Source organism: Streptomyces sp. NPDC016851, from assembly GCF_055562795.1.
This window is the reverse complement of the sequence record NZ_JBVHEP010000015.1, coordinates 16059-37737: the sequence shown is the minus strand read 5'-3', so window position 1 is coordinate 37737 and position 21679 is coordinate 16059. Positions and strand designations below refer to the sequence as shown.

General features: G+C 70.4%; 16 protein-coding genes and 1 pseudogene. 7 read left to right on the top strand and 10 right to left on the bottom strand.

The features are described from left to right. The first annotated feature begins 31 nt into the window (after window positions 1-31). From ACZ3I3_RS23640 to ACZ3I3_RS23625, 4 genes are all read left to right on the top strand, one after another. Window positions 32-1312 carry an aromatic ring-hydroxylating oxygenase subunit alpha gene (locus ACZ3I3_RS23640; RefSeq protein WP_467368088.1) on the top strand — a complete coding sequence of 427 codons (1281 nt, stop codon included), beginning with the start codon at window positions 32-34 and terminating at the stop codon, window positions 1310-1312. Next, window positions 1309-2343, top strand: a complete 1035-nt coding sequence (locus ACZ3I3_RS23635; protein ID WP_467368086.1) for an FAD-binding oxidoreductase — start codon at window positions 1309-1311, stop codon at window positions 2341-2343. The genes ACZ3I3_RS23640 and ACZ3I3_RS23635 overlap by 4 nt, the downstream gene beginning before the upstream one ends. Before the next feature lie 141 nt (window positions 2344-2484). Beyond that, the gene (locus ACZ3I3_RS23630) at window positions 2485-3492 is read left to right on the top strand and encodes an NADP-dependent oxidoreductase (RefSeq protein ID WP_467368084.1); all 1008 of its coding nucleotides are present in this window, start codon (window positions 2485-2487) and stop codon (window positions 3490-3492) included. A 26-nt stretch (window positions 3493-3518) separates the two neighbouring features. Next, the gene (locus ACZ3I3_RS23625; protein WP_467368082.1) at window positions 3519-4571 is read left to right on the top strand and encodes an alcohol dehydrogenase catalytic domain-containing protein; all 1053 of its coding nucleotides are present in this window, start codon (window positions 3519-3521) and stop codon (window positions 4569-4571) included. Window positions 4572-4597: 26 nt separating this feature from the next. Here ACZ3I3_RS23625 and ACZ3I3_RS23620 read toward each other — a convergent pair whose 3' ends face one another. From ACZ3I3_RS23620 to ACZ3I3_RS23595, 6 genes are all read right to left on the bottom strand, one after another. Continuing rightward, window positions 4598-7018 (bottom strand): SpoIIE family protein phosphatase, encoded by a 2421-nt coding sequence (locus ACZ3I3_RS23620; RefSeq protein ID WP_467368080.1) that lies wholly within the window; start codon window positions 7016-7018, stop codon window positions 4598-4600. Window positions 7019-7098: 80 nt separating this feature from the next. Beyond that, window positions 7099-8376, bottom strand: a complete 1278-nt coding sequence (locus tag ACZ3I3_RS23615) for an ABC transporter substrate-binding protein (RefSeq protein ID WP_467368078.1) — start codon at window positions 8374-8376, stop codon at window positions 7099-7101. 5 nt (window positions 8377-8381) lie between these two features. Further along, window positions 8382-9497 (bottom strand): branched-chain amino acid ABC transporter permease, encoded by a 1116-nt coding sequence (locus tag ACZ3I3_RS23610; protein WP_467368076.1) that lies wholly within the window; start codon window positions 9495-9497, stop codon window positions 8382-8384. Continuing rightward, the gene (locus ACZ3I3_RS23605) at window positions 9494-10375 is read right to left on the bottom strand and encodes a branched-chain amino acid ABC transporter permease (protein ID WP_399405205.1); all 882 of its coding nucleotides are present in this window, start codon (window positions 10373-10375) and stop codon (window positions 9494-9496) included. The genes ACZ3I3_RS23610 and ACZ3I3_RS23605 overlap by 4 nt, the downstream gene beginning before the upstream one ends. Further along, on the bottom strand, window positions 10372-11190 hold the full coding sequence (locus tag ACZ3I3_RS23600; RefSeq protein ID WP_467368074.1) for an ABC transporter ATP-binding protein: 819 nt from the start codon (window positions 11188-11190) through the stop codon (window positions 10372-10374). The genes ACZ3I3_RS23605 and ACZ3I3_RS23600 overlap by 4 nt, the downstream gene beginning before the upstream one ends. Further along, the gene (locus ACZ3I3_RS23595) at window positions 11187-11945 is read right to left on the bottom strand and encodes an ABC transporter ATP-binding protein (RefSeq protein ID WP_467368072.1); all 759 of its coding nucleotides are present in this window, start codon (window positions 11943-11945) and stop codon (window positions 11187-11189) included. Before ACZ3I3_RS23595 ends, ACZ3I3_RS23600 begins: the two co-directional genes overlap by 4 nt. 190 nt (window positions 11946-12135) lie before the next feature. On the opposite strand from ACZ3I3_RS23595, the gene ACZ3I3_RS23590 reads away from it, so the two are divergent. The 3 genes from ACZ3I3_RS23590 to ACZ3I3_RS23580 all read left to right on the top strand — a co-directional run bounded on the left by ACZ3I3_RS23590 (window position 12136) and on the right by ACZ3I3_RS23580 (window position 14987). Continuing rightward, window positions 12136-13431, top strand: coding sequence for a PucR family transcriptional regulator (locus ACZ3I3_RS23590; RefSeq protein WP_467368070.1), 1296 nt, complete (start codon window positions 12136-12138; stop codon window positions 13429-13431). Then, window positions 13428-14048 carry a TetR/AcrR family transcriptional regulator gene (locus ACZ3I3_RS23585; protein ID WP_467368068.1) on the top strand — a complete coding sequence of 207 codons (621 nt, stop codon included), beginning with the start codon at window positions 13428-13430 and terminating at the stop codon, window positions 14046-14048. The genes ACZ3I3_RS23590 and ACZ3I3_RS23585 overlap by 4 nt, the downstream gene beginning before the upstream one ends. Window positions 14049-14165: 117 nt before the next feature. After that, on the top strand, window positions 14166-14987 hold the full coding sequence (locus tag ACZ3I3_RS23580) for an SCO6745 family protein (RefSeq protein WP_467368066.1): 822 nt from the start codon (window positions 14166-14168) through the stop codon (window positions 14985-14987). 340 nt (window positions 14988-15327) lie between these two features. Here the strand turns inward: ACZ3I3_RS23580 and ACZ3I3_RS23575 are convergent, their stop codons facing one another. From ACZ3I3_RS23575 to ACZ3I3_RS23560, 4 genes and pseudogenes are all read right to left on the bottom strand, one after another. Further along, the gene (locus ACZ3I3_RS23575; protein WP_467368064.1) at window positions 15328-18531 is read right to left on the bottom strand and encodes a glycosyl hydrolase family 95 catalytic domain-containing protein; all 3204 of its coding nucleotides are present in this window, start codon (window positions 18529-18531) and stop codon (window positions 15328-15330) included. Window positions 18532-18941: 410 nt separating this feature from the next. Next, window positions 18942-19772 (bottom strand): annotated as a pseudogene (locus ACZ3I3_RS23570) (pentapeptide repeat-containing protein); the annotation flags it as partial. A 76-nt stretch (window positions 19773-19848) separates the two neighbouring features. Further along, window positions 19849-20394, bottom strand: coding sequence for a flavin reductase family protein (locus ACZ3I3_RS23565; protein WP_467368062.1), 546 nt, complete (start codon window positions 20392-20394; stop codon window positions 19849-19851). Beyond that, the gene (locus ACZ3I3_RS23560; protein ID WP_467368060.1) at window positions 20391-21644 is read right to left on the bottom strand and encodes a cation:proton antiporter; all 1254 of its coding nucleotides are present in this window, start codon (window positions 21642-21644) and stop codon (window positions 20391-20393) included. Before ACZ3I3_RS23560 ends, ACZ3I3_RS23565 begins: the two co-directional genes overlap by 4 nt. Window positions 21645-21679: the final 35 nt, after the last annotated feature.

The window sequence follows — 21679 nt, the reverse complement described above, 5'->3', positions numbered from 1 at the left end:
ACGTCAGCCTCTGAACCTTGTCGGAGATGAGATGAATCCAGTGACACCCGCCGCCGAGGTACGCTCCCCGGCCGACCTCATTGCCCGGCGTCCACGCGGACGGAGCCTCGAAGCCCCGTTCTACGTCGGTGAGGAGTTCTTCGGCCTCGACATCGAGGCCGTCTTCGCCCGGCACTGGCTCTTCGTCGCCGCCGAGGCGGAGCTTCCCGAGCCCGGCGACTACGTCACCGTCACCCTCGGGCCGTACTCGGTCATCGTCGTCCGCGACGACGACGAGGGCGTACGGGCCTTTCACAACGTCTGCCGCCACCGCGGCGCGCGCATCCTGAACGAGGAGCGCGGCTCGGTGGGCAACATCGTCTGCGGGTACCACCGGTGGACGTACGCCGTCGACGGCCGGCTGCTGCACGCCGAGTCCCAGGCGCCCGGCTTCGACCCGACATGCTTCTCACTGCGGTCCGTGCACGCGCGCACGGTGGCCGGGCTGGTCTTCATCTGCCTGGCCGAAGAACCGCCCGGCGACTTCGACGAGGTCGCCGCCCGCGTCGAGCCGTATCTCGCACCGCACAACCTGGCAGCGGCGAAGGTCGCCACACAGATCGACCTCGTGGAGAACGGCAACTGGAAGCTGACCATGGAGAACAACCGGGAGTGCTACCACTGCGTCGGCGGACACCCCGAACTCCAGGCCTGTTACTTCCCCACCTACGGCTACCAGGAGCAGGACGTACCCCCTGCGCTGCGCCCCGCCTACGAGCGCTTCCAGCGGGCCGACGCCGACGCCCGCAGGACCTACGAGTCCCTCGGCCTCCCCTACGCCGCGATCGAAGAACTGGACACCCGCACCACGGGGTTCCGCATCCAGCGCGAGCCTCTCGACCTGGCCGGAGAGTCCTACACCCCGGACGGCACAGCGGCGTGCAAGCGCCTGCTGGCGGACTTCCCCACGGCCCGCCTGGGCCGGCTGTCCCTGCATCTGCAGCCCAACGCCTGGTTCCATCTCATGGCCGACCACGCGGTCACGTTCACCGCGATCCCGCTCGCCCCGGACCGCACGCTCGTCCGCACCACCTGGCTCGTGCACGCCGACGCCGTCGAGGGGACCGACTACGACCTCGGCACGCTGACGAAGGTGTGGAAGGCCACGAACGACCAGGACGCGGTGTTCGTCGCCCGTGCCCACCAGGGCATCAGCAGCCCGGCCTACCTGCCGGGCCCGTACGGCCCGACGGAGGAACAGGTCGAGGCGTTCGTCAACTGGTACGTGACCCGGCTCGAAGCACACCTGGCACACCTGGAGCGGCAGCGATGACCGAGACCGAAGAACTGCTGGTGTGCCGACAGGTGCACCCGCTCACCCACGACGTCACCACGTTCGTGTTCGAATACGCCGAGCCCCGGCTGTTCCGGCACGAGCCGGGCCAGTTCCTGACGCTGGCCCTCGACATCGACGGCCGGCCGGTCCAGCGCTGCTACACCATCTCCTCACCGCCCACCCGCCCCTTCCTGCTGTCGATCACGGTCAAGCGCGTGCCGGGCGGACTCGTGTCGAACTGGCTGCACGACCACTTGAAGCCCGGCGACACCGTGCGGGCGCACGGCCCGCTCGGCGAGTTCTCCACGGCCCGGTATCCGGCGCCCAAGTACCTCTTCCTGTCCGGGGGTGTGGGAGTGACTCCGTCGATGGCGATGACCAGGACCCTGTACGACCTGGCCGACCCCGCCGACGTGGTCTTCGTCCACAGCGCCCGGACCCCGTCGGACATCGTCTTCCGCCACGAGCTCGACCTCATCGCCGCGACGGCGCCGAACATCCGGGTGGTCCACATCTGCGAGGAGGACCGCCCGTACGCCCCCTGGGGCGGATACCGCGGCCGGCTGACGATCGAGACGCTCCGGCAGATCGCGCCCGACTTCCTGGGACGGGAGGTCTTCACCTGCGGGCCCGCCCCCTACATGGCCGCCGTACGCCACATGGTGTCCGACGCGGGCCTCGACATGGACCGTTACCACGAGGAGAGCTTCACCTTCGAGACGCCGGCCACGGCGGCCGACGCCTCGCTCGCCGCCGACACGAGTGCCGGTTTCAAGGTCGAGTTCACCCGCAGCGGACGCACCATCGAGTGCGACGCCGACACCTCGCTCCTCGCCGCCGCGTCCCGGGCCGGCCTCAGCCTGCCGGCCTCCTGCGCCCAGGGCATGTGCGGCACCTGCAAGACGACCCTGCTGTCCGGCTCCGTCGACATGCAGCACAACGGAGGCATCCGGCCGCGAGAGATCACCCAGAACAAGATCCTGCTCTGCTGCTCGAAACCGCTGGAGGACCTCGCGATCGACGCGTGAGGCCAGGCAGGGCGACGGGCCGCGCAGCCGTACGCCACATCGGGCCCCTCTTGCCTCCGACGGGACGGCACCGTACGCTCACCGCTCGTACCGACCAGCCGGTATGTCAGGCCCACGTGACCGTCGAAGGAGCCGCCGGAGATGAGCAGAATCAACCACCAGGTGCGTCTGGCCGCACGCCCCGTGGGCGAGCCGCGGCCCACCGACTGGGAGCACGTCGAGGAGCCGGCCGCGGAGCCGGGCGACGGGGAATTCCTGGTGCAGGTGCTCTGCCTGTCGATCGACCCGGCGATGCGCGGCTGGATGAACGCGGGGCGGTCCTACATCCGTCCGGTGGAGATCGGCGAGGTGATGCGCGCCGGCGCGGTGGGAAGGGTGATCGCCTCCCGGCATTCCGGCTTCGCGGTCGGTGACCATGTGTCGGGCACGTTCGGCGTGCAGGAGTACTGCGTCTCGGACGGCCGCGACGTGACCAAGGTCGACCCGGAGGCCGCCCCTCTGCCGACTTATCTCGGCACTCTCGGCATGTCGGGTCTGACGGCCTACTTCGGCCTGATCGACATCGGGCGCCCCGAGCCCGGCCAGACCGTCGTCGTCTCCGGAGCGGCGGGGGCGGTCGGCAGTGTCGTCGGGCAGGTCGCCAAGATCCTGGGCTGCCGGGTCATCGGCATCGCCGGTGGCGAGGCCAAGTGCCGCCTGGTGGTCGACGAGTTCGGCTTCGACGCGGCGATCGACTACCAGAAGGAGGACGTCCGCAAGGCGCTGGGCGAGCACGCCCCGGGCGGCGTCGACGTGTACTTCGACAACGTCGGCGGTGACGTGCTGGACGCCGTGCTGCTGCGGCTGGCGCGCGGTGCCCGGATCGTCGTGTGCGGCGCGATCTCCCAGTACAACAGCACGACGCCGCAAGGCCCCGCCAACTACCTGTCGCTGCTGGTGAACCGCGCCTCCATGACGGGCATGGTGGTGTTCGACTACGCCGACCGGTACGCCGAAGGCGTCGCTCAACTGGCCGCATGGCGTGCGGAGGGCCGACTGAAGTCCCTGGAGGACGTGGTGTCCGGCGGCGTGGCGGCGTTCCCCGACACCCTGATGCGGCTCTTCCGTGGTGAGAACCACGGCAAGCTGGTGCTGAAGATCGCGGACTGACCGGGCAGAGGGGAGGGAGAGAACCGGTGAAAGCACTGAGCTACCACGGCCGTCATGACATCCGCTACGGGGATGTCCCGGACCCGGCCGTCGCCAACCCCACCGATGCGGTCGTCCAGGTCACCACGGCCGGTATCTGCGGCAGCGACCTGCACATCTACCACGGCAACCCGTTCAGCCCGGAGCTGGGCTACACGCCGGGACACGAGTGCGTCGGTGTGGTGGCCGACACCGGCGACCAGGTCACCCGGTTCAAGCCCGGCGACCGGGTCCTGGTGCCCGCCTCGGTCGGCTGTGCGGCATGCCGGTCGTGCGCGGCCGGATTCACCGCCCGGTGCGAGCGCGCCAAGTCCAGCACGGAACTCTGCTACGGGGTGAGCCCGCAGCTTCAGGGCAGTCAGGCCCAGGCCCTCGCGGTGCCGTACGCCGATGTCAATCTGGTGCACCTGCCCGAGGACATCTCCGACGAAGCCGCGGTCGTCCTGACGGACAACGCGCCCACGGCCTGGTACGGCTGCCGCCGTGCGCGCATCCAGCCCGGGGAGACGGTCCTGGTCGTCGGCCTGGGCCCGGTCGGCCTCATGGCCGCCCAGGGTGCCTTCGCGATGGGTGCCGCGCGGGTGCTGGGCGCGGACCTGGTCCCGGAACGCCGCGCTTTCGCCGCCACCTTGGGTGTCGAGCCGGTCGAGGGCGAGGACACGCGGACGGCCATCCGGGAGATGACGGGCGGGCGCGGGCCGGACGCCGTGGTGGAGGCCGTGGGCTCGGACGCCACCATCGAGCTCGCCCTGAAGGCCGTCCGGCAAGCAGGCCGGGTCAGCGTCATCGGAGTGAGCCAGAGCAAGGCGTTCCCCTTCCACATGGGGCTGGCGCAGGTCAAGGAACTGGAGTTCGCCATCGGGCTGTGCTCCGTGCACTACGAACTCCCTCCCCTGATCGCCCTCACCCGTGCCGGCCGCATCAAGCCCGAGGTGGTGGTCTCCCACCGCTACGCCCTCTCCGAAGGTCCGGCGGCGTACGAACTGTTCGCGGACCGCTCCGACGGCGTGCGCAAGATCCTCCTCGATCCCACCGGCTGACCCCGTTCACGAGGGAGGACGGACGGTCAGACGGGCGTACCGGTCAGCGGTTGTTCGGTCCACACGGTCTTGCCGTCGCGGGAGTAGCGGGTGCCCCAGCGTTCGGTCATCTGGGCCACCAGGAACAGCCCGCGCCCGCCCTCGTCGGTCGTACGGGCGCGGCGCAGGTGTGGTGAGGTGTGGCTCGTGTCGCTGACCTCGCACACCAGACGCTGCTCACGGATCAGCCGTAGGGTCGCGGGCCCGCCGGCGTAGCGGTAGACGTTGGTGACCAGTTCGCTGGCGATCAACTCGGTGGTGAACGCCAAGTGCTCCAGACCCCACTCGGCCAGCTTGGCCGAGGCCAACGCCCGGGCCCGGCCGGCGCTGGCGGGCTCCGGCGGCAGTCGCCAGGAGGCGACACTGTCGGGTGGCAGCACGCGGGTGCGGGCGATCAGCAGGACGACGTCGTCGCTGGGGCGCGAGGGCACCAGCGCGTCGACCACCGATTGGCAGGTGCGCTCCAGCGCGCCCGCCGGGCGGGCCAGCGCCGCACACAGCTTCGTCAGGCCGGCATCGGCGTCCATGTGGCGCTGGCCGATGATTCCGTTGGTGTAGAGGCTGAGCAGGCTTCCCTCGGCCAGTTCGATGTCCCGGGCCTCGAACGGCAGGCCGCCCAGGCCGAGGGGTGGGCCGGCGGGCAGGTCGAGCAGAGCCACCTGCCCGTCCGGAGCGGTCACCGCCGGCGGCGGATGACCGGCGCGGGCCATGGAGCAGCGTCCGGACACCGGGTCGTACACGGCGTACAGGCACGTGGCACCGACGACCTGCTCGCCCAGGGGCCGCTCGCCGACTGCTTCCTGTTCGGCCGCCAGCAGGTTGACCAGGTCGTCCAGGCGGGAGAGCACCTCGTCCGGTTCCAGGTCGAGGCTGGCGAGCGTGTGGACGGCGGTGCGCAGCCGGCCCATGGTGGCGGCGGCGTGGATGCCACGTCCCACCACGTCGCCGACGACGAGGGCGACCCGGGCCCCGGACAGGGGAATGACGTCGAACCAGTCACCGCCCAGCCCCGGGCCCGCGCCGGCCGGCAGGTACCGCAGGGCCACCTCGACGGCCGACTGGTCCGGCACCGCCCGGGGCAGCAGGCTGCTCTGCAGTGCGAACGCGGTCTGCTGCTGCTGGGTGAAACGCCGGGCGTTGTCGATGGCGACGGCGGCCCGCGAGGCGAGTTCCTGAGCGAGGGTGAGGTCGTCCGTCTCGAAGGCGTCGGGGCGGCGCGAGCGCCACAGGGTCAGCACGCCGAGCACCAGGCCACGCGCGGCAAGAGGTACCACGATCAGGGAATGGGCGCCCAGGTCCGGAGCCTGCGCCCCCTGACGGCCGGCCGCCGAGACCCAGTCGGGCGGGAGAACCGGCTCCAGGACGGGCCGTCCCTGGGCCAGGCATCCGGCCTGCGGTGTGCCGGGCCCGAACTCCACGGGCTCGCCCTCGGGGTGGGGCGGACCGGGTTGCTGGGCACCGACGCTGCAGGTCCCCAGCCGGACCACAGGCCCTGCCACGGCGCGCGTCGGCTCCTCACCGCGCGTCACCGTCTGAAGCAGGTCCACCGACGCGTGGTCGGCGAGGTGGGGCACCATCACCTCGGCCAGTTCCCGGGCGGTCTCGGCCACGTCGAGCGTGGTTCCGATACGGCTGCCCACCTGGTCGAGGAGCGCGAGCCGGCGCTGGGCCCGATGGCGTTCGGTGATGTCCTCGATCATCTCGGCCACGCCGAGGACGCGGCCGGAGGGATCCTCCATCCGGAAGGACGAGACCAACGCGACCCGCTCTCGTGCCGGATCCTGCTCCAGGCGGACGAACTGCTCGGAGTAGACCAGGGGTCTTCCGGTCTGCATCACCTGGCGCACCCGGTCCACGGCCTTGCGCGCGTCGTCGGCGAGGAGCAGCCGGCCGGTGGACAGCCCCCGGAAGTCCGCTGCCGGGACGCCGCTGAACCGTTCGATGGCCCGGTTGACCCGGAGGATCCTCTGGTCGGGGCCGTGGATGACCAAGCCGATCGGGCACTGGCGGTACAACCCGTCGAGGACCGCCCGGTCCCTCTGCCATTCGAGGACGTCACCCGCGGGTGCCCCCGCGAGAAACCACTCACGGCCCCCGCCACCGCGGGACAGCTCATGGGCCCTGAGCCCCAGCTCCACGAGCTGCCCGTCGCGGTGGCGCAGGGTGAGCACCCCGAACCAGCCACCGGCTCTCCTGCACTTCGCCGCGGCCTCGGTGACCGCCGGCAGGTCACGAGGATCGACGAGGACCTCGAACGCCGGACGACCGATCACGACCGTGTCCGGATGGCCCAGCAGCTCCTGAGCCCGCCGGCTCCATCCGACCACGACGCCCCGGTCGTCGAGCACCGCCAGGGCGGCGAGGTGCGGGGCGAACGGGTCGTCGTGGCTTTCGCTGAGCTCCGTCATCGGCTTCTCCACCGCTGGACACCACCGTGTGCTCGGTCGCCGATGTCTCCTGCTGACCTTGTCAGCCTATTGAAACCCGCTCACTTCGCCAGCGGGCCGAACTCCTTCCGGGTGTCCACCGGCTTGCCGAACAGCTGCCACCGCTCGCCCTCGAACCGCATCAGCTGCATCGTCTCGATCGGGAAGGCGTCATCGGGCCCGGTGGAGAGGGTGACACCGGGGAGCAGCATGTCCACCTCGACGTCCTTGAGGTTGCGCACCGCGTCCCGCAGCCCCTCCCTGGTCGGGCACTTCATCGCGTCCAGCGCCTTGTGCAGGCTGGAGGCGGCGGCCCAGCCGTAGGCGTTGAACTGGTTGGCCGGGTCGGAGCCGGGCGCGTGCTCGCGCAGCGCTTCGCGGTACGTCTTCATCTCCGCGTCGTCCGCCCACTGCGGGTCGGCGGGGTCCTTGAAGTAGGTCGCCGAGACCACGCCCTGGACGTTCTTGAACCCGACCGGCTTCAGCACGGTGGCGGACGAGGACACGTTGTTGACGATGTGCAGCGGGTTCCACTTGGTGTTCCTGGCATCGGCGGCGAGGGCCTGGCTGCCGAACTTCGGCGTGGTGATGTCGAGCAGCACATCCGCCCTGGACCGGGCGAGGCTCGTCATCTGCGCCGAGACGGAGGGGTCGGTGACCTCGTAGCTCTCCTCGGCGACCACCTTGATGCCGCTGCCGGCGACGGCCTTCTCGAACCCGCCGAGCAGGTCCTTGCCGAAGTCGTCGTTCTGGTAGAGGACGGCGACCTTGGCCTTCGGCTTCTCCTCCTTGAGGTACTTGGCGTACACGCGTGCCTCGGCGATGTAGTTGGGCTGCCAGCCGGTGGTCCACGGGTGCTTGTCGTCCGTGCCCCAGACGGAGGCGCCGGTGGCGACGAATGGCTGCGGCACCTTCCGCTTGTCGAGGTAGTCCCACACGGCGGCCGTGGACGGGGTGCCCAGGGTCTGGAAGACGGCGAAGACCTTCTCCTGCTCGACGAGTCTGCGGGCCTCCTCGACCGCCTTGGGCGGCTGGTAGCCGTCGTCGCGGACGATGAACTCGACCGTGCGGCCGTCGATGCCGCCCTTGTCGTTGACGTGCTTGAAGTAGGCGCTTATGCCCTTGCTGATCGTGCCGTACGCGGAGGCCGGTCCCGACAGCGGGTAGATGCCGCCCAGCTTGATGCTCTTGTCGGTGATGCCGGTGGTCTGCTGGCCCCGGCACGCGCCGTCGGCGGCGGCGCCCTTGTCGTCCTGCCCGCGCTGGCTGGTGCAGGCGGTGGCGAGGAACAGGGCGGCGGACGCGGCCGCGGCCGCCCGCACTGTGGTCGTCTTGCGCATGTGATTCATTCCTTTTCCGTGCGGGGCGGTGCGCCCACGGGTTCGGCATCGGCGGCGGCGGGGGCCGCCGGGGTGGCAGGTGCGGAGGGTTCGGAGCCGGACGTCCGGTCGTCTTCGGTGGCGGGGGTGGCGGTGCGGGTGAATCGACGGGCGGCGGTGCCCCGGACACGGCCCGCCAGACCGGCCAGTCCCGTCGGCGCCACGAACATCACCGCGATGATCAGCAGACCGAACACCACACCGGGTGCCGCCTCGCTGATGTCCTGGGCGACGCTCGGCACGTACATCACGAAGGCCGCTCCCAGCAGCGGTCCGTACAGCGAGGCGAGCCCTCCGACCACCAGGCCGGCCAGCAGGGTGATGGACAGGACGAAGCTGAACGAGTCGGGTGAGACGAAGCCGATCACCCAGGTGTAGACGCACCCGGAGACACCCGCGAACAGCGCGCTCCACGCGAAGGCGAGCGTCTTGTGCAGCGACAGCCGTACGCCCATGACCTCCGCGGCGCTCTCGTTGTCCCGCACGGCGAGCAGCGCCCGGCCGATCCGGGACCGCAGCAGGTTGCGGGCGAGCAGCAGGGAAACCGCGGTGACGGTGAGGACGACGAAGTAGGTCCACTGGTCCTCGGCCAGCCCGCTCCACGTGGGCGGCTGCATCTTGTCCACGGTCAGGCCCATCGAGCCGCCCGTGACCGGTTCGAGCCGTTTGAGCAACGGCGGCAGGAACACCGCGAAGGCAAGGGTGACCAGGGCCAGGTACAGCCCGCGCAGCCGCAGGGCGGGCACCCCGAAACCGAGGCCCAGCAGGAAGCATCCGGCGGCGGCGACCGGCAGCGTGGCCAGGTGGCCGGTGTCGTACCGGTCGAGCATGACCGCCGCCGTGTAGGCCCCGGCCGCGAAGAACGCGCCGTGCCCGAGCGAGATCTGCCCGCCGAATCCGACCAGCAGGTTCAGTCCGGCCAGTGCCACGGCGTACAGCAGCACCATGGTCAGCTGGAAGACCTGGAAGGGGGCGAAGTAGAACGGTGCGCACACGGCCACCGCCGCCACGAGCAGCGCGGTGAGCGCGGCCCGCAGACGCCGGGCGCGGTCGGTGCCGAGTGGTGCGGCGATCGTGCTCATGCGCGCTCCACCGCCGCCCGTCCGAACAGGCCCTGGGGCCGCACCAGCAGCACCGCCAGGATGATCACCAGGGGTACGCCCACCTTCAGATCGGCTCCGACCACGTCCACGTACGCCCCGGCCAGCGTCTCCGCGACGCCCACGCACAGGCCGCCGACGACCGCGCCGACCGGGCTGTCGAAGCCTCCGAGAGTGGCCGCGGCGAACGCGTAGATCAGCACCCCGCCCATCATGTTGGGCTCGAGGAACAGCAGCGGCGCGACCAGCACGCCCGACACGGAGCCGACCGTCGCGGCCAGCCCCCAGCCGAGCATCAGCACGCGGCCCACCCTGATGCCCGACAGCCGGGCGGAGGCGGGGTTGCAGGCGACCGCCCGCATCACCAGGCCGCTGGAGGTGTGCTGGAACAGCAGGTACAGCAGCCCCATCACGGCGGCGACGACCGCGATGATCCCGAGCGTCGACCAGTCCACGCGCACCCCGGCCAGGTCGATCCCGCCGTCGGGGAACGGCTGCGGGAAGTCCTTCACGGTGAACGACCAGATCAGACCGGCCATCGCGTTGACGAAGATGAACAGGCCCACCGTGACGATGACCATCGTCAGCTCGGGCGCGTTGCGCACGGGACGGATGACGATGCGCTCGACCAGCATGCCGCCGGCGAAGGACACGGCCAGGGTGACCGGGAGCGCGAGCCAGAAGGACATCCCGGACGCCACGAGCTGCCACGCCACGTACGTGGAGATCATGGCGAGCTCGCCCTGCGCGAAGTTCACGATCCCGGTGAAGCGGTGGATCAGCACCAGGGCCAGCGCCAGGCTGGCATAGACAGCGCCGGAGCCGACCCCTTCCACCACTTGCTGGAGCAGTTCGGTCACGGCGCTCCCCCGTCCTTTCCGGACCGGACGGAGACACCGAGGTACACCTCGGCGACCTGCCCGTCCTCGCGGATCTCCCGGGACGGCCCGGACAGGACCAGGCGGCCTGCCTCCAGTACGTGCGCCCGGTGCGCCACATCCAGCGCGAGCTGGGCGTTCTGCTCGACGACGACCACGGTGGTGCGTTCCTCCTCGTTGACGGCACGGACGATCTCGAACAGCTCCCGCGTGACCAGCGGCGCGAGCCCCAGCGACGGCTCGTCCAGGAGCAGCAGGGCGGGCCGCAGCATCAGTGCCCTGCCGATGGCGAGCATCTGCTGTTCGCCGCCGCTGAGACTGCCGGCGGCCTGGCGGGACCGCTGGCGCAGTGTGGGGAAGTAGTCGTAGATCCGTTCCAGGTCGGCCGCCACGGCCGCGCGTTCGGCGCTGCCCCGCCGCCACCGCCCGGTGCGCACGTGGGCGCCGATGCGCAGGTTCTCCTCAACGGTCAGGTCGTTGAAGGTGCCCCGGCCCTCGGGTACGTGGGCCACGCCGAGACGGGCGGTCTGCTCGGGCGAGCGGCCCAGCAGCTCCGTGCCGTCCAGCGTCACCGAGCCGCGTCCGCGGACCATGCCGCACAGGGCCCGCAGTGCTGTCGTCTTGCCCGCGCCGTTGGGCCCGAGGATCGCGCACACCTCGCCGCGCGCGACGGAGAAGTCGAGCCCTTGGAGCACGCGGGCCTGGCCGTATCCGGCATGCAGGCCGGCGACCTTCAGGAAGTCCGGCTCCGCATGTGCCTGCCCGGCTTCGGGGCCGTCGGTGGCGGGTTCCGTCATGCCGCCACCCCCAGGTACGCCTCGATGACCGCCGGGTCGCGCTGGATCTCCTCCGGCGAGCCCTCGGCGATCTTGCGCCCGAAGTCGAGGCAGATGACCTTGTCGCACAGGCCCATCACGAAGCCCATGTGGTGTTCGACCACCACGAGCGTGAGGTCGAAGTCCTCGCGCACCGACCGGACCAGATCCGCGAACTGGCCGACCTCGCCGTGACTGAGCCCGTTGACGGGTTCGTCGAGCAACAGCAGCCGGGGGCGTACCGCGAGCGCCCGGGCGAGTTCGACGCGTTTGAGCGTGCCGAACGGCAGCCCGGAGGCGGGGTGGTCGGCGACCTCCGCCAGGCCGAGGCGCCGGAGCAACTCGTCCGCCTGGTCACGTAGTTCCCTCTCCTCCCGCCGGACGCGGGGCAGCCGGAGCGCCGCGGCGAGGTGTCCCGTGCGCCCCCGGCTGTGGGCCCCGACCATGACGTTCTCCCGGACCGTGAGCAGCGGGAACAGACCCAGGTTCTGGAAGGTGCGGGCGATGCCGCGCCCGGCCACGGAGTGCGGCGGGAGGGCGAGCAGGTCCTCGTCCTCGAACCGCACCGTCCCCGCATCGGGGGTGCAGCGCCTGGTGAGGCAGTTGAACAAGGTGGTCTTGCCGGCTCCGTTCGGTCCGATGAGCCCCACGGCGGTGCCCGGCTCGACGGTGAACGCGACACCGTCCAGTGCCGTGATCCCGCCGAAGCGCACGCTGATACCGTCGACCGCGAGCATGAGTGACGCCCCTTCCGAGGTGCTGGGGGGGGTGGGCGAGCGTCACAGTAGGTGGGGGCCTTCCGAGCGCACATTGGGTACGAGCACCCAACTTCGTGGCCACCGACTTGTGCGCCGCGCCCAGCTCCCCCGGTATGTCGCCCGCCGAGCCTGTTGACGGGACACGAGGAGGGCGGCGACGATCGGCGCCATGTCACGCGGCCCCGCCCTGGGCGCCCCCGCACCCTCCGACCCGCTCAGCCGTGAGCGGCACCGGATCCTTCACGCCGTCCAGGACCGGCTCGAGGACGTGGCGAGTTCCGCCGTCGCGGTGATGCGCACGGAGATCCCGTCGTACGCGCTGCAGGACGAGCGGTTCTTCGACGACGTACGGGACCAGGTCCTCACCCACTACCGGATGCAGCTGGCGGCGCTGGCCGGCGACCGGGACATCGCCCCCGAGGACCTGGTCTTCAGCCGCGCGGCGGCCATGCGCAGAGCACGCGCGGGGTTCGCCCTCGAGGACTGGATCAGTGCCTTCCGGGTCGGCCGGCAGGTGCTGTGGGACGTGCTGCTGGACTGCGCGGGCACGTCCGCCGAGGCACAGCAGGCCGCGCTGTCCCTCGTCACACCGCTGATGCGGTACGTCGACTTCGCCAGCACCCATGCCGCGCAGGCCTATGTCGAGTACCAGCAGCACGTGGTCGCCGACGCGGACCGCGAGCGCCGGGACCTCCTGGACCAACTCCTGGCCGGCGCGGCACCGACGCGCGGTCCGCTGCTCGCCGCGGCGCAGGCGTACGGCATCGGGCCGCACTCGCCGATGATGGCGGTGGTGGCGGTGTGCGTCGGCGACACCCGCACCGGCGACGTCACCTCGGCCGAGCACGGCTACGCGACCAGCGCGTCGATCGGCATCGCCGGGCCCTGGGCCGGCCGGACCCTGGTCGTGGTGCGCCACGGCGAGGTGGTGGCCGTGCCGGTGGTCCGCACCGGCATGGACGCGGAGGACATCTGCACCCACTTCGAGGCGGTGCAGCGGCGGCTCGCGCGAGAGGGGACCATGCTCTCCATGGGCATCAGCACGGTCGCCGAGGGAGCCGGCGAACTGCCGCGCGCCTACGACGAGGCGCGGGCCGCCCTCGACCTCGTGCCGAGCGGGGGCGGGGTGGCGGCGCTGCCGCGCCTGTCCCCCTTCGACTACCTGGCGCTGCGCGCCGACGACCTCGCCCGCCAGCTGGTCGATCCCCGCGTGCGCGCGCTGCTGGAGGAGGACCGCAGACGGGGCGACACACTGGCGGCCACCGTACGGGCCTTCGCGGAGGCCGACCTCAACCTGCGGCTGGCCGCCGACCGGCTGCGGATACACCACAACACGGCGCACTACCGGTTGCGCCGGATCGAGGAACGCACGGGGCGCAATCCGCGCCGGATCGCCGACCTCCTGGAACTGCTGGTCGCCCTCGCCATCCGCGACGGGGCCGGGGAAGGCGGGGATCACCAGTGAGCGGCATCGCGGAGTCCGCGGGGACCGAGGAGGCACCCGGCGCGCAGAACCGAACGGTCCGGAGTGCGCTCCTGGACGCCGCCCTGGAGGTGTTCACCGAGCGCGGTTACGCCGACGCCGGTCTCGCCGAGATCGCGGCGCGCTCCGGCATCCCGGTGGGCAGCCTCTTCCAGCACTACGGCGGAAAGCGAGGGCTCTATCTCGCTCTGTGGGAGGAGTTCCGGGAGGCACAGGAGCGCCGGACGGCGGCCACGCTGGCCGCCGAGCGAGGCCGTGGCGTGGACGACCCCATCGCCCTGTTCGTGGCGGGAGCCAGGGCGTACCTGGAGGGCGCCTGGGACAACCGGCGGTTCGGCAGACTCCTCGTGGAGGACGACGGCCCCACCGGCTTCGACGCGCTGCGCCGCCAGTGGGACCGCGCGTGGGTACGGCGCAACGCCCGGCTCCTGCAGGTGGACGAGAAGCGACGGGCCGGCCGGGTCCGGGTGAGAGTGCTCACCACGGTGATCGGCGGTGCGGCTCGCGAACTGGGCGACTGCGGGGACGAGACGGAGGCCCTGGAGGTCGTGGACGAGGTGTGCGGCATCCTGATCCACCTGTCGGCACCGCCTGGCTGAAACGCGTGGCGCTGCGTGCTCTTGACAGTCCTCGACCCAGCCGAAAGGGTACCGACCAGTCGGTACGAAGTGCTGGAGCGATCGTCCCGTTCGTCGACTCTCCCAAGAGGTGACCTGATGCAGACTGCCCGCGCAGCCTGGCGCCGTCTCGAGCCCCTCCACGGCATGATCTACTTCGTTCCCGAGGCAAGGCGACGGTACGCGGATCTCGGTCTGAGCGGTCGCGCCGGGTACTTCATCTCCAGGAGCGCCGCGTTCGGCCGGGCATCCGCCGAGCTGGTCATCTCGACCTTCTACAACTTCAACCCCGATGTCGTACGGCAGGCGGTCGACGGGGCCTGGGACGCGACGACGCCGCAGCAGGTGCTGGACGCGCGATACGCCGCGGCGGGCGAAGCCCTGCGGCGGGCGGGAATCCACGAGTTGCCCGGCCTGGACGAGGTGCTGGCGCTGACGCGCCGGGCTGCCGAGGCGGCCTGCGAACACCCGCAGGGCCGCCCGCTGTTCGCGGCGCATGCCGCACTGCCGTGGCCGGAAGAGCCGGTGCTGCAACTGTGGCATGCCCAGACCCTGCTCCGGGAGTTCCGGGGAGACGGCCATGTCGCATGCCTGCTGAACGAGGGTGTCGGAGGCCTGGAGGCGCTGATCCTGCACGCCGCGACCGGCGAGGTCCCCGTCGACTTCCTCAAGGCGAGCCGTGCATGGCCCGAGGAGCAGTGGGCCGGCACCCAGGAACACCTGCGCGAGCGCGGCCTCCTGGACGGCGACTCCCTCAGCCCGGAAGGCGTACTCCTGCGCCGGCACATCGAGGACCGCACCGACCGCCTGGCACTTCCCGCCTACGCCGCCCTTGGTGAGGCAGGCTGTGAGCGCCTCGCCGAACTCGCGACCCCCTTCGGCCGTGCCGTCGTCGAAGCCGGCCTGCTCCATCGGGGCTGACCGGGTCCTCACCTGATTGACGCTTGCTTCACCAGCCGCGCCGGTGCGGTGACTCTGCCGCTCAGGGGATCCGGCCGTCCTGAACTGTGCGCGGCCTGCCAGCAACCCACCAGCGCCCCTCCTCCTGCGGTCACCACCCCGAATTCCTGAGGAGCGTTTGTGGACCGCTCCCCGCTTCGGGCGGGCCGCCCGAAGCGGGGATTCACGGTGGTGGCGGCCGTGTCGCGGTGGGAGTCCGGGGCGCTCTGCGGCGCGAGGCGTCCCCTCCCGTTCGTCAGACCCGCGGTCTTCGCCTCGACTGGCGATGGGCGACTCCACCGGCCGTGCCGACGTGCCGCCGTCAGGGCTTGACCGGCTTCACCTTCCTGTTGACGCCGTCCACGCGCACGGTGACCTTCCTGCGGTTGCGCGCCCGGTCGGCCACGATCTCGTAGGACGTCACCTTCCCGTCCCGCCACTCACAGCTCACCTCGTAGCCGCCACGGGCGCGGAGCCCGGTGAAGGAGCCCTTTGCCTTCCAGTCGTCCGGCAGGGCGGGCAGCAGGTGGATGACGCCGTCGTGGCTCTGCAGGAGCATCTCGGCCACGGCGCCCGAGATGCCGAAGTTGCCGTCCATCTGGAAGGGCGGGTGGTCGCAGAACATGTTGGGCAGCGTGTTGTAGGTCAGCAGTCCGCGCAGCATGATCCGGGCGCGCTCCCCGTCACCGAGGCGGGCGAAGAGGGCCGCCCGCCAGGGCCAGGTCCACGAGCGGCGGCTGTCGCCCGACACCGTCGCGGCCGTGAACGGGACGCCTTTCTTCTCGCCGCACCGCGCCTTGAGCGAAACGAGGGCGGCGGCCGCGAAGTCGGGTGTCCTCGGGGTGATCTGGCGGCCCGGGTAGACCGCGAAGAGGTGTGAAGTGTGGCGGTGGATGTCGGTCGGGCTGTCGATGTCCTCCTGCCACTCCTGCAGTTGCCCCCACCGGCCGATCTTGTTCGGCGCGAGGCGTGCCTGCAGGTCCGCGACCTTGGCCCGGTAAACGGGATCCGCGTCGAGCGCCGCCTCGCAGTCGAGGTAGTTCTGGAACAGGTCCCAGATGATCTGCTGGTCGTACATGACGCCGTCCTCGCGCGGCCCGTGCTCGGGGGACCAGCCGTTCGGCGCGACGAGGAGTCCGTCCTCGCGCTCCTTGAGGTGGTCCTCCCAGAACTCGCAGATCTCCTTGATCATCGGGTGGGCGACGGTGCGGAGGTAGACCAGGTCCTGGGTGAACGCCCAGTGCTCGTACAGGTGTTGTGCGTACCAGGCGCTGGCGACGGTGTTCCACTCCCATGCGTTGCCACCGAAGACGCTCTGACTGGTGCGGGCGGTCCAGCCGCGCGTGTCCTTTCCGAAGGCGTTGCGGGTCGCCACGCGGCTGGGCACCGCCACCTGTTCGATGAACTTGACGAGTGCCTCATGGCACTCCGGCAGGTTCGTCGTCTCGGCTCCCCAGTAGTTCATCTGGACATTGATGTTGGTGTGGTAATCGGAGGCCCACGCCGGCTGGTTGCTGTCGTTCCACAGGCCCTGGAGGTTGGCGGGCAGGCCGTTCGGGCGCGAGGAACTGATGAGCAGGTAGCGGCCGTAGTGGAACATCGACTGTTCGAGTGCGGGGTCCTGGCCGCCCGCCGCGTAGCGCGCCAGCCGGGCGTCGGCCGGCAGGGTGGCGACGGCGGCGGCGGAGGTGCCCCAGGAGACCGAGACGCGGTTCATGAGGGCGCGCGTCTCGGCGATGTGAGTGTCGCGCAGTTCGTCGTAGGACCGGGTGGCCGCCTTGTCGAGTGTCGCGGCCGTGACCGGTTGCGGATCGGCTCCTCGCCATCCGGCGGCGGCGTCGAGCTTGTAGTCGGTGCGGGCGTCCAGAAGCAGGGTCAGGGTCGTGCAGTTGCTGAACCGGAGCACTGATCCGTCGGCGCGCAGATCGCCGTCGGTGTGCACGGCCTGGACGGTGCAGGCGTGCTTGAGGCCGTTGCCCATGACACCGCTGAAGGCGATCCGGCGGGCGTCGGCGTCGACGGTCGTCGGCGCTTCGTCCTGTGCGGACGTCAGCGAGATCGTTCCGGACAGGTCCCGGGCGGTGTCCGAGGTGTACCGGAAGACCATGACGTCCGCGGACCGGCTGGCGAAAGCCTCCCTCAGGACCCGGCGTCCCGGCGCGCCGAAGCAGGTGACGTGAATCCCCTTCATGAAGTCGAGTGCGCGCTGGTAGTCGACGACCGTGCGCTGCGTGCGTGTGTCGAAGTTTTCGCCCTCCAGGGCGACTTCGGCGATCTGGAAGCCGCTGGACGACTCGCCGGGGGTGAACGTGAGCCGGTAGGCGCGGTAGGCGGTGCTGTTGGTGACCCGGAAGGTCCGGGTCACGCCGCGGCCGGCGAAGGGCGCTCCAGGGTTCTGGGTGTCGAGGGTGACCCAGGTACTTCCGTCCCGCGACGCCTCCAGTGCCCATCGCTGGGGGTCGTCCTGCGGGTGGTCGGGGGCGGCCGTCAGCGCGTACGAGGTGACGACCACCGCGCGGGGCAGGTCGGCCTGCCAGACGACCGCCGGTGCGGGGGCGTCGACCCGCCAGACCGAGGCCGGATCGCGGTCCACCGAACTGGAGATGTCCGTGAGCCCTGATTTGGCCCCGGCACCGGACCCCTCGGAGTGCCCGCTCGGAGACGACAGATACACCGAGCTGGCCGCGCCAAGATCGACGCCGGACAGACCGATCTCGCTCACCTGGAAGTGACTGACCCCTGCCTTGGGGACGAAGTCGAAACGGTAGAACCGGTAGGCCGCGGTGTCGGCGCAGGTGAACTCCTTCGTCTGGAGACGTCTTTCGAAGGGCGTCCCCGGAGTGCGGCTGTCCAGCGTGGTCCAGGTGACGCCGTCGGCGGAGCCGGAGAACGTCCACTGCTGCGGGTCGCGCTGCGGCACGTCGTCGGCGCTCGTCAGGCGGTAGGACGCGACCGCGACGGGGGCGGGGAGCTCGACCTGCCACTGCACCTTCGAACCGGGTCCCTCGATGCACCACTTGGTGCCCGGGTTGCCGTCGTAGGTCTTGTCGACGCCCTCGGACGAGGAGGTGCGGTACGGTCCCCCGGGGGCCGTGACCTTCGCGCGGGGAGCGAAGGTGATGACGACGTCACCGAAGTTCCGGTACGAGCCGAAGCCGGTCATGCCGGTGTCGAAGGCGCTGTCCGGCTGGCCCGCGAGGGCGTTGTCGTAGTTGTTGACGCCGCCCCACAGACTCTGCTCGTTGAACTGGACGCGTTCCTCGTAGGGATCGGCGAAGAGCATGGCGCCGAGCCGGCCGTTGCCGATCGGCAGGGCCTGCGACTGCCAGTCCACGGCGGGGACCGAGTACCTCAGCGCCTTGCGCGACAGAGTCGGCCAGTGGAGGGCCGCCGATGCGTCGGTTCCTGCGGCAACGGCCTGCCCGGCAGGGGTGGTGCCGGGCAGCTGAGTGACCAGAGGTGCGAAGGCGAGCGCACCGCCGAACTTGAGGATGCTTCGACGCTGAGGTTCGGATTCATGGCTCACAGACACATCTCCCTGACCCATTCATCGGCTCTTTGACAGAGGGAGTACCAGCGGCATCGCCATACATGACGAGCGCGGTCATCCTTCCGGGAAGATAGATCGGATGTCCAGAGGCATGCGTCACCGGCTCACCCGCCTGCGATGGCCATCCGGTGCCTGATCGACCACCTCGGCGGTCGCCTACCCGTCTCCTGAGGTACCGTCAGCCCGCCGGATTCGAGACCCTTGGCTCTGACCAGCGGGGACAGTGAAGTTCCGCTGGAGTACTAGGACCGGCCACCCCGAGGTTTGCGGCTGGTGGGGGCCTGGCGGGATCCGGCGCCGCGTTTCGGAGTCCGGCTCTTGGCCGAGCGGCTCCGGTTCTCACTCTTGGCTGCCCGCTCTTTCCCCGGCAGGGACCGGCCGGCATCCCAGTGCGAAGGCCGCTCGAGCCCTGGCGGCAACTTGGTGGCGGCATCGCCCCTGGCGGCGTTCACCTGGGGCTGGGTAAGGAAGATGCTTCCAGTGAGGTCTGCACCGCTCAGATCGGCGTCCCTGAAGTCCGCACCGATCACGTCGGCTGCCCTCAGGTCGGCCTGCCTCAGGTCAGCCGCGATGAGGTACGCCCCTCGAAGGTTGGCACCCCGCAGGTCGGCGCCGCGCAGCTTGGCACCCATGAGGTCGGCTCCCCGATGGTTGGCCTTACGCCCTCGAACCTGTCCGCGCACCAGCTCGCTGGTCTTCAACAGCAGTTCGTTGACCTCGCCGCGGACCGCCGCCACGTCCACGCCCACGAGCTCCATGTGGCTGCCCTGCGTGAGACCCTCAACCCTGTCCAGCTCCTTGGCCAGTTCGGCGTGGAGACTGCGGGCCGACGGCAGGGTGAGTGCTTCCGTGAGGTACCAGAGCAGCTCCTGGAGGTGCCGCATGACAGCGAACACGTCGAACATCTGCCGAGCGGTATCGGGGGCGCTGCGCCAGTCCCGACCACCGAAGGTGACCTGGGAGACCTTCTGACCGGCGCCGAAGCAGTCGAAGACGGTGCAGCCGGAAAAGCCCTTCTCGCGGAGGCGGGCGTGGATGCCGCAGCCGAAGTCCTGCTGCAGGTTGGGACACGGACTCCCGGCGTCCTTGTTGATCGCGAAGTCGGCCGACGCTGCGAAGGGGAGCGCCACGCAGCACAGCCCGAAACAGTTCGAGCAATCGGCCCGCAGGTTGGAGCGGCCGTCCTCACCAGAGGCGGCCTGGGGCTTCTGGGACACCGAGCGTGATCTCCTATCGAAAAGACTCCTCAAGCATTGTACCGCATCGCGCGAAGTACCGAGAATTCGTAAATACTCAGTGATTCACTGATGTTTCTTCAGGGGAATTTTCAATTCCAGGCCAGGAATTGTATTGGCGCAGCCCGTAAAGCAGTGGCTTTGGTTCGGTCAGCTCGGTGATGCGGAAAACCTCGCCGAAGACGATGCGCTGCTCCCCGACTGCGACAGTGTGGGTGATCCGGCAGTCGGCCACCGTGTGGGCCGCCTCGGTGAGGTGAGGGCCGCCACTCCCTTCAGGGAGGTTCCATGTCGTCAGCCGGAAGCGTTCGGCGGCCCCGGAGGAGAACAGTTCGGCGGTCTGCCGCCCTTGGGTGTGCAGGAGGTTGACCGCGAAGAGCCCACTGCGCAGGGCTGCCCGCAGAGTCGGGCTCTCGGCTCGTATGCCGACCAACAGTGTCGGCGGGTCCATGGTGACGCTGCACAGCGCGGAGCAGGTCATGCCCCACGGAGCACCGTCGGCGTCGCTCGCCGTGACGATGGACACGCCACTGGGGAAGCTGGCCATCAGCCCGCGGAAGCGCGGCGGAGTGACGTCGTGGGCGGACAGGGCGACAGGTTTCAAGATGATTCACCGCTCGATGGGTTGACAGCCGGCACCGGTCGCAGCCGCTTGTCGGCATGGCGGTCGACGGCCCACAGCAGGGGGCCGCTGAGGCCAGTGGTGATCAAGGCCATCACGATCAGCGCCAGGAAGAGGCCAGGAGACAGGATTCCGGCGCTGTAGCCGGCCTGCAGGACCGCGATCTCCGTGAGGCCTCGTGTGTTCATCAGGGCAGCCAGCCGCAGACTCGCCAGGTGGGACTGCTCACCGATCCGCGCACCCGCGTAGCTCCCCGCGAGCTTGGAGACGATGGCGAGGACGGTGGCGATCACGATCGCCTCCCAGTGGAGGACTGTCTGCGGGCCGGCTGTCAGCGAGATGCCGGTCAGGGTGAACATGACCGGCAGGAGGAGGCGGCCGGCTCGCCCCAGGTCGTGGCTGATGCGCTCCCACGGCCCCTCGCCGGGCAGGACTAATCCCACCAGGACCGCCCCGAAGATGTCGGTGAGGCCCAGCCGCGCGGTGGTCTGCGACGCCGCGTAGGCCGCCACCGCGACCAGGGCCATGGTCACGTACCGGTGCCGGTGTGCGAACGCGCCGACCCGGTCCGTACGGACCACCCGGCGTGCCGCCAGCGCCACGGCAATCCCGCACAGCAGGACGGCGACGGCTTTGAGCGCGCCTTCCTGCCCGGTGGCGAGAGCCACCGCGACGGCCAGCATGACCCAGGTGACGGCGTCCATGGCCACGGCGGAAGCCATGGCGAGCCGACCGAGGTCGGTGTTCTCCATCCGCCGGTCGCGCACGATGCCGGCCAGCACCGGAACCGCCGTCACCGCCAGCGAGACGGCGAGCATCAGCACCAGGGCGGACGGAGGCGCCGTTCCCCGGAGTTCGGGGCCCCCGGCTGCGAGCACCCAGGCCGCCAGGAGGGTGCCACCCACCATGGCCGGCAGCGCCGAGCCGGCCGACAGCCAGGCCACGGCACGGGCGGAGAGGCGGTCGGCGCCCAGCTTGATCCCGTGGGTCGCGCTCACCAGGAAGAGCGCGAGACCGACGTGACCCACCTGGTTCAGCGCCTCCCGTCCCGCGGCGCCGGGCGCCCCCCAGCCGCACTGGGAGATCACCAGGCCGCCCAGCAGCAGGCAGACGGTGATCTCCAGGACGATCTCAGGCTGTTTGAGTCTCCTGGCCGTCCAGCGTCCCACTGACGCCGTGATCAGCGTGGCGCCCAGGATCAGTGCCGTCAGGCCGATCATGTGCGTGTCCAACCGATTCTCCTTGGGGCCCTTCCGTACAGTCCGGA

Coding starts and splice junctions, on each gene's coding strand:
- ACZ3I3_RS23630 (WP_467368084.1), top strand. CDS start 2,485: ATGAGCAGAATCAACCACCAGGTGCGTCTGGCCGCACGCCCCGTGGGC.
- ACZ3I3_RS23600 (WP_467368074.1), bottom strand. CDS start 11,190: ATGACGGAACCCGCCACCGACGGCCCCGAAGCCGGGCAGGCACATGCG.
- ACZ3I3_RS23640 (WP_467368088.1), top strand. CDS start 32: ATGAATCCAGTGACACCCGCCGCCGAGGTACGCTCCCCGGCCGACCTC.
- ACZ3I3_RS23595 (WP_467368072.1), bottom strand. CDS start 11,945: ATGCTCGCGGTCGACGGTATCAGCGTGCGCTTCGGCGGGATCACGGCA.
- ACZ3I3_RS23620 (WP_467368080.1), bottom strand. CDS start 7,018: ATGACGGAGCTCAGCGAAAGCCACGACGACCCGTTCGCCCCGCACCTC.
- ACZ3I3_RS23635 (WP_467368086.1), top strand. CDS start 1,309: ATGACCGAGACCGAAGAACTGCTGGTGTGCCGACAGGTGCACCCGCTC.
- ACZ3I3_RS23590 (WP_467368070.1), top strand. CDS start 12,136: ATGTCACGCGGCCCCGCCCTGGGCGCCCCCGCACCCTCCGACCCGCTC.
- ACZ3I3_RS23615 (WP_467368078.1), bottom strand. CDS start 8,376: ATGCGCAAGACGACCACAGTGCGGGCGGCCGCGGCCGCGTCCGCCGCC.
- ACZ3I3_RS23610 (WP_467368076.1), bottom strand. CDS start 9,497: ATGAGCACGATCGCCGCACCACTCGGCACCGACCGCGCCCGGCGTCTG.
- ACZ3I3_RS23580 (WP_467368066.1), top strand. CDS start 14,166: ATGCAGACTGCCCGCGCAGCCTGGCGCCGTCTCGAGCCCCTCCACGGC.